Source organism: Lysinibacillus xylanilyticus (genome assembly GCF_001708185.1).
GTDB classification, from domain to species: Bacteria; Bacillota; Bacilli; order Bacillales_A; family Planococcaceae; genus Lysinibacillus; species Lysinibacillus xylanilyticus_A.
On the sequence record NZ_MDDN01000002.1, the window covers coordinates 656,281 to 662,856 of the forward strand.

6 protein-coding genes and 1 riboswitch are annotated in these 6,576 nt (G+C 39.0%); of the genes, 3 read left to right on the forward strand and 3 right to left on the reverse strand.

All coding sequences use genetic code 11. From position 1 onward, the window contains the following. Positions 1 to 64: 64 nt before the first annotated feature. Positions 65 to 871: an alpha/beta hydrolase gene (locus BFJ97_RS07760; protein WP_068984050.1), complete on the reverse strand. Its 807-nt coding sequence runs from the start codon at positions 869 to 871 to the stop codon at positions 65 to 67. Positions 872 to 1,006: 135 nt separating this feature from the next. Here BFJ97_RS07760 and BFJ97_RS07765 point away from each other — a divergent pair, with 135 nt between their 5' ends. Continuing rightward, positions 1,007 to 1,525, forward strand: coding sequence for a gamma carbonic anhydrase (locus BFJ97_RS07765; RefSeq protein ID WP_068984051.1), 519 nt, complete (start codon positions 1,007 to 1,009; stop codon positions 1,523 to 1,525). A 172-nt stretch (positions 1,526 to 1,697) separates the two neighbouring features. On the opposite strand, the gene metK is transcribed toward BFJ97_RS07765, so the two are convergent. Next, positions 1,698 to 2,894 (reverse strand): methionine adenosyltransferase, encoded by a 1,197-nt coding sequence (metK, locus tag BFJ97_RS07770; RefSeq protein ID WP_068984052.1) that lies wholly within the window; start codon positions 2,892 to 2,894, stop codon positions 1,698 to 1,700. Between the two features lie 367 nt (positions 2,895 to 3,261). Next, a riboswitch (SAM riboswitch) is annotated at positions 3,262 to 3,379 on the reverse strand. Between the two features lie 745 nt (positions 3,380 to 4,124). Here metK and pckA point away from each other — a divergent pair. Beyond that, positions 4,125 to 5,711: a phosphoenolpyruvate carboxykinase (ATP) gene (gene pckA / locus BFJ97_RS07775; protein ID WP_068984053.1), complete on the forward strand. Its 1,587-nt coding sequence runs from the start codon at positions 4,125 to 4,127 to the stop codon at positions 5,709 to 5,711. A 312-nt stretch (positions 5,712 to 6,023) separates the two neighbouring features. On the opposite strand, the gene BFJ97_RS24595 is transcribed toward pckA, so the two are convergent. Then, on the reverse strand, positions 6,024 to 6,164 hold the full coding sequence (locus BFJ97_RS24595; RefSeq protein WP_175401703.1) for a hypothetical protein: 141 nt from the start codon (positions 6,162 to 6,164) through the stop codon (positions 6,024 to 6,026). A 26-nt stretch (positions 6,165 to 6,190) separates the two neighbouring features. On the opposite strand from BFJ97_RS24595, the gene BFJ97_RS07780 reads away from it, so the two are divergent. Then, positions 6,191 to 6,576: hypothetical protein (locus tag BFJ97_RS07780; protein ID WP_139114393.1), on the forward strand; the 386-nt coding region annotated here is incomplete at its 3' end.

Below are 6,576 nucleotides of genomic sequence, written 5' to 3' on the forward strand. Positions count from 1 at the left end.
TCGGAACCCAACATTTATGGTGATGAGCCATGTTAGTAACAATACGTTAGCAAGTTTTAGAAGGCTATTCTATAATATAACCAATTCTTCGAAGAGCATTATTAATAAAATCACGAATATAAACAAAAATTTCTTCACGCTCTACTTCATGAAATAGATTATGATAACAGTTTTCCCATTCTTTGAATTGAAACTCTGTAAATTCCTGCTGATATAGCCAATTACGTGTTTGTTTAGTTTCAGTAATACTATCTTTTTCAGCTGTCATAACTAACATAGGTCTATTAGGGAATTCAGCTTTAGGCAATAACACTAAATTACGCATCATTTGCTGTAGTTCTCTATACCATTTCACAGAAACGACTGACATAAAAGAAACCTCATCCTTCATCTCATCTCTTCCTTCTACACTGCGCGTTAACGTGTTTAATGTAATTTCATGAGTCATTTTCACATTGGCTGTCAGGGCACTTAGACTAGTTAGAGCATTTGATAGTTTACCTGGCAATAGCTTTAAATTTAGCCAAGGTGAAGTTAAAATAATACCTGCGCATTCATATTTTCGCTTATGCATGGTATGTAGTAATAATGTTGCACCAAGCCCATGTCCTATTAAAAAGACAGGTAAATTATACGAAAAAGCATTCTCGATTAAATGCCTTGTATATTTGTTGTATTCTTTAAAATCTTCATCATGAACACGTGAAAACCCGACATTTACTCCATGATTAGGTAAATCCCCCATGACTACGTGAAAGCCTTCCAATCTAAGTTTTTCTATAAGCCACGCATACCAGCGGTGATTTTCATATGCACCATGAATAATAGCAACCACAGCCTTTGCTTGTCCATCAGCTTCCCATTTCCACATTTCACATAGTCCTCCTAAAAAATAATTACACAATGATTATATCGAAATATTTCGCTCATTTTAATTTTATATTTCCATCAAGTTGCGTATTTGATACGATAATAATACATCATAGAAAGAAAAGAGGCGATTCTCATGATCTATCCATTTAAAGGGAAAACACCAAAAATCGATCCATCTGTTTTTATTGCCGATTATGCAACCGTTACTGGTGACGTTACAATAGGTGCTGAAACGACTATTTGGTTTAACACAGTAATTCGAGGTGATGTATCACCAACAATTATCGGAAAACGAGTTAGTATACAAGACCTTTGTTGTTTACATCAAAGCCCTAAATATCCACTCATTATTGAAGATGAAGTAACAGTCGGACATCAAGTAACTTTACATAGCTGTACGATTCGTAAAAATGCCTTAATAGGTATGGGCTCAATAGTATTAGACGGAGCAGAGATTGGAGAGGGTGCATTCATCGGGGCGGGTAGTCTTGTACCTCCAGGCAAAGTCATTCCTCCGAATAGCCTAGCATTAGGTCGTCCAGCAAAGGTAGTACGAGAATTAAATGCTGAAGATAAAGAAGATATGGAACGCATCGTACGTGAATATACAGAAAAAGGTCAATACTATAAATCTCTTCAAACAAAAATATAAATAGCTATTTCATCTAAATCGAAGCAGCTCTTCGTATTTTTGGACAACCAAGCCATACATAATTGTGATTAGAAGCAATTTTTGGGATAAAACTATTTCAGCGGATGTTTGGACACCCGCTGAAATGAGTTAAAATAATTTTACAGCTTCTGCATTATTTTAGCTAAACAATTTATAGTCCTGCTTTTTCCATTAATGCGTCAGCTTTGTCTGTTTGTTCCCAAGGTACATTTAAGTCCGTACGACCGAAATGACCGTATGCTGCAGTTTGCTTATAAATAGGACGACGAAGATTAAGCATTTTTATAATCCCTGCTGGGCGTAAATCGAATAGCTCGCGCACCCATTCTACGATATCACTTTCCTTAACTTTGCCTGTCCCAAATGTATCTACAGCAATAGATACTGGTTGAGCAACACCGATTGCATAAGCAAGTTGTACTTCAGCACGTTCTGCTAAGCCTGCCGCTACGATATTTTTCGCTACATAGCGTGCTGCATATGCCGCTGAACGGTCCACCTTAGTTGCGTCCTTACCAGAGAAAGCACCTCCACCATGACGCGCATAGCCACCGTATGTATCAACGATGATTTTACGTCCTGTTAGACCAGCATCCCCTTTTGGACCACCTATTACGAAACGGCCAGTTGGGTTGATGAAATATTTAGTATTAGCATCTAGTAATTCATTTGGCACAACCGGAGCAATAACGAATTCTTTTATATCCGCTTGAATTCGTTCAAGTGTCGCTTCTTCGTCGTGCTGTGTTGAAATTACAATCGTATCTACGCGCACTGGTACATTGTTTTCATCATATTCAACCGTAACTTGCGTTTTTCCATCTGGACGTAAATATGCAAGTTCGCCAGATTTACGTGCTTCCGTTAAACGACGAGCTAATTTATGCGCTAAACTAATTGGTAATGGCATAAGCTCTGGTGTTTCGTTACATGCATAACCGAACATTAAGCCTTGGTCACCCGCGCCAATTGCTTCAATGTCAGCGTCTGTCATAGAGCCTTCACGCGCCTCTAAAGCTTGGTCAACACCTTGCGCAATATCAGGTGATTGCTCGCCAATAGCAACAAGTACTGCTAAGTTTTCGGCATCAAAGCCATATTTCCCACGAGTATAACCGATTTCTGCTACAGTATCACGGACGATACCTTTAATATCTACATATGTAGAAGTAGTAATTTCTCCAGCTACTAATACTAAGCCTGTTGTTACAGTTGTTTCACACGCTACACGTGCATTTGGATCTTCTGCTAAAATAGCATCTAAAATGGCATCCGAAATTTGGTCACAAATTTTGTCTGGATGTCCTTCTGTTACACTCTCTGATGTAAACAATCGACGGTTTGTCATTTAGTTTTCCTCCTATTACTCTTACAAATAATATTTGCGAATGAATACGGTACTCATTACCCATGTCAAGTCCGTTCCTAAGGATTGAACTCTCAAGCCGTTGTTGCTGTCGTTTCACTTTCGCACAAAAAACAACCTGTTGCTGTCGTTTCACTTTCGCACAAAAAACAACCTGTTGCTGTCGTTTCACTTTCGCACAAAAAAAACAGTTGCCGCTTTTAACACGAGGATTTTCGAAAGATCCGTCATTATAATAAGGAAAGGATTACACATACTTACCTTTACATTCGTTTTTTACAATAAAAAAAATCCTTTTCTCACGCTTACTTAACATGAGGAAAGGAAATAATGACTTCGTAACCTTTCACTCTTATCGTTCAAGGGTTTACCCTTGCATCAGGTTGGCACCAACGCATGTCGTGAAATAGTTCATGCAGGTTGCCGGGTTTCATAGGGCCTGACCCTCCACCAGCTCGGGATAAGAGTATCCGTTCAATATCTCATAATACGTAAAAGGTCGAACGTTGTCAATTATTTTTGCTTTATTCCTTATCAATTATGCCTCGGCATAATTGTGTCCGCTACGCTTTCAGTACAAAAATTATCTGCTGAGAGAAGTTAAAAACTATGGAATACACAAGGAATCAAAACACTTAACATTTGGATTATGCTATAATTTGAAGCGCAAAGGCTTATTACCATAACGATATGGCAATAGTTTCAACAAACTTATCCTAACTTTTGGTGATAAGCCCAAAATAATCCCTACTCTCCACCTCACATCATGTGTTAACATATGTGTGACCCTTTAATCTTCATTCGACAAATGTTTTTTGTGGCGAAAGTAGATCGTCAGCTACGGAAGAAAGCCATCATTATGTGGTGGATGAAAATAGTTATGCCCCCTTTTCAGTCGGTGACAAACTCCAACTGATAAAAACCAGCTAAAAATTTGACATCCTGTGCGAACCTCATGTTGGTCAAAAGCTTCCCAAACGCGATTCAACTTGTCGAAAGTGGTTGTGTAATCACTTGATTATAAATAGGGTAAAAAGCATTCTTAAAGCGAATAAATTAACTTTTTGTCGTTTTCTTGAAAAGTAATAAAATCTCAAAAATAATTTCTTAATTAGTATAGATTATTTAAGCAATTGTGTTATACTATTTTTGAAATTAAGAAAATCTCCCCAGACTCAAGGGAATACTATAAAAAAGGATGGTATTTAATCGATGAATTCAGTAGAAATTGCAAACGAACTGAAGGAATTATTAAACGGCGGTAACATTAATGTTCAACTTTCAGTACCACAATTAGCTGAAAAGGCAACATCTCGTGGTGAAGCTATGTTAACAGTAGATGGCGCTGTTCGTGCAGAAACTGGCAAATACACTGGTCGTTCACCTAAAGATAAATATATGGTAGAAGAAGAAAGCACAAAAGATAAAATTGACTGGGGAAAAGTAAACCAACCAATTTCTTCTGAAGTGTTCGATAACTTATATGTAAAAGTAGTAAAATATTTAAAAGAACGTGACGAATTATTCGTATTCAAGGGCTTTGCTGGTGCTGACAAAGATTCACAATTGAGCATCCAAGTAATCAATGAATACGCTTGGCACAATCTTTTCGCTCATCAATTATTTATCCGTCCAACTGCAGAAGAATTAACTTCTCATGTTGCTGACTTCACAGTGATCTCAGCTCCTAACTTTAAAGCAGACCCTGCTATCGATGGCACTGCTTCTGAAACATTCATCATTGTATCACTTGAAAAGAAAATCATCCTAATCGGTGGTACTGAATACGCTGGTGAAATCAAAAAATCTATTTTCGGTATTATGAACTACTTATTACCACAACAAGGCATCCTTTCAATGCACTGCTCAGCAAACGTTGGTGAAGCTGGTGATGTTGCATTATTCTTCGGTTTATCTGGTACTGGTAAAACTACTTTATCAGCTGATCCTGACCGTAAACTTATCGGTGACGATGAACACGGTTGGTCAGATAATGGTGTATTCAACATTGAGGGCGGTTGCTATGCAAAAACAATTAATCTTTCTGCTGAAAAAGAACCAGAAATCTACAACGCAATCCGCTTCGGTTCTGTTCTAGAAAACGTAGCTGTTGATCCAGAAACTCGAGTTTGTGACTATGATGATGGTTCATTAACAGAAAATACTCGTGTAGCTTATCCAATCCAATTCATTGAAAATATTGTTGATCCATCTGTTGCAGGTCACCCAAAAACAATCATCTTCTTAACAGCTGATGCATTTGGTGTATTACCTCCAATCAGTAAATTAACAAAAGAGCAAGCAATGTACCACTTCCTAAGCGGTTTCACATCTAAACTTGCTGGTACAGAACGTGGTGTAACAGAGCCAGAACCAGTATTCTCAACTTGCTTCGGCTCTCCATTCCTTCCACTTCCAGCAACAGTATATGCTGAAATGTTAGGTCAAAAAATTGACGAGCACGGTGCACAAGTATACTTAGTGAACACTGGTTGGACTGGTGGCGAATATGGTACTGGTAACCGTATGAAGCTTTCTTACACTCGTACAATGGTACGTGCTGCAATTGATGGCCAATTAGCTAATGTTGAAACAATTCAAGATTCAGTATTCGGATTAAACATCCCTACTTCTATTGAAGGTGTACCAACAGAAGTGCTTAACCCTCGTGATGCATGGGCGGACAAAGCTGCTTATGATGCGAAAGCTTCTGAACTTGCTGGTCTATTCAACGAAAACTTCAAGAAATTCTCAAATGTTTCTGAAGCTATCACTAAACTTGGCGGTCCATTAAAATAATTTACTATGCAAAGGGAACGATTTCATAATCGTTCCCTTTTTTTGTGTTGAAAAAGAAAATTTTCGTAAATATTTAGCTCTCTTTAAATGAGGGTGATTTCCATTCTAGACTACTCGCTATCCTATGTATCTAGCCACTTCTTCTGCTTTGTGCTTTGCTACCGCTTCGATTTCGCACACATAACAGTACCGTTTTATCACTATTAATTAGAGTAGTATGCCAGCAGATACATGCCGAGTGAAAGGATTGATTGGAGCGGAGACTGGGCGACTCCTTGGGGATCAGCGATAGGGGAACGAAGGCTAAGAGCATCACATCCTGTGATAACGCCTTCGTGACCAACATCGGTGCTGTTGCTGTCGCTGCGCTTTCGCACAAAAAACACCCTCTGCTGCCGCTACGTTAGCACTACGCTTTCGCGCAAAAAACATCTGTTGGCCCAAGCGGCTCATCGGACGCTCCCAGGAAGCTCTGCTCTGTGCGGAAGCGAAGCGACAGCAACAAATGTTTTATCTGTGCGAAAGCGAAGCGGCAGCAACAAATGTTTTATCTGTGCGAAAGCGAAGCGGCAGCAACAAATGTTTTATCTGTGCGAAAGCGAAGCGACAGCAACAAATGTTTTATCTGTGCGAAAGCGAAGCGACAGCAACAAATGTTTTATCTGTGCGAAAGCGAAGCGACAGCAACAAATGTTTTATCTGTGCGAAAGCGAAGCGACAGCAACAAATGTTTTATCTGTGCGAAAGCGAAGCGACAGCAACAAATGTTTTATCTGTGCGAAAGCGAAGCGACAGCAACAAATGTTTTATCTGTGCGAAAGCGAAGCGACAGCAACAAATGTTTTATCTGTGCGAAAGCGAAGCG

What these genes read in the sequence shown, in the direction of transcription:
- BFJ97_RS07765 (WP_068984051.1), top strand. Translation starts at nt 1,007, where the DNA reads ATGATCTATCCATTTAAAGGGAAAACACCAAAAATCGATCCATCTGTT.
- BFJ97_RS07760 (WP_068984050.1), bottom strand. Translation starts at nt 871, where the DNA reads ATGTGGAAATGGGAAGCTGATGGACAAGCAAAGGCTGTGGTTGCTATT.
- BFJ97_RS24595 (WP_175401703.1), bottom strand. Translation starts at nt 6,164, where the DNA reads ATGAGCCGCTTGGGCCAACAGATGTTTTTTGCGCGAAAGCGTAGTGCT.
- pckA (WP_068984053.1), top strand. Translation starts at nt 4,125, where the DNA reads ATGAATTCAGTAGAAATTGCAAACGAACTGAAGGAATTATTAAACGGC.
- metK (WP_068984052.1), bottom strand. Translation starts at nt 2,894, where the DNA reads ATGACAAACCGTCGATTGTTTACATCAGAGAGTGTAACAGAAGGACAT.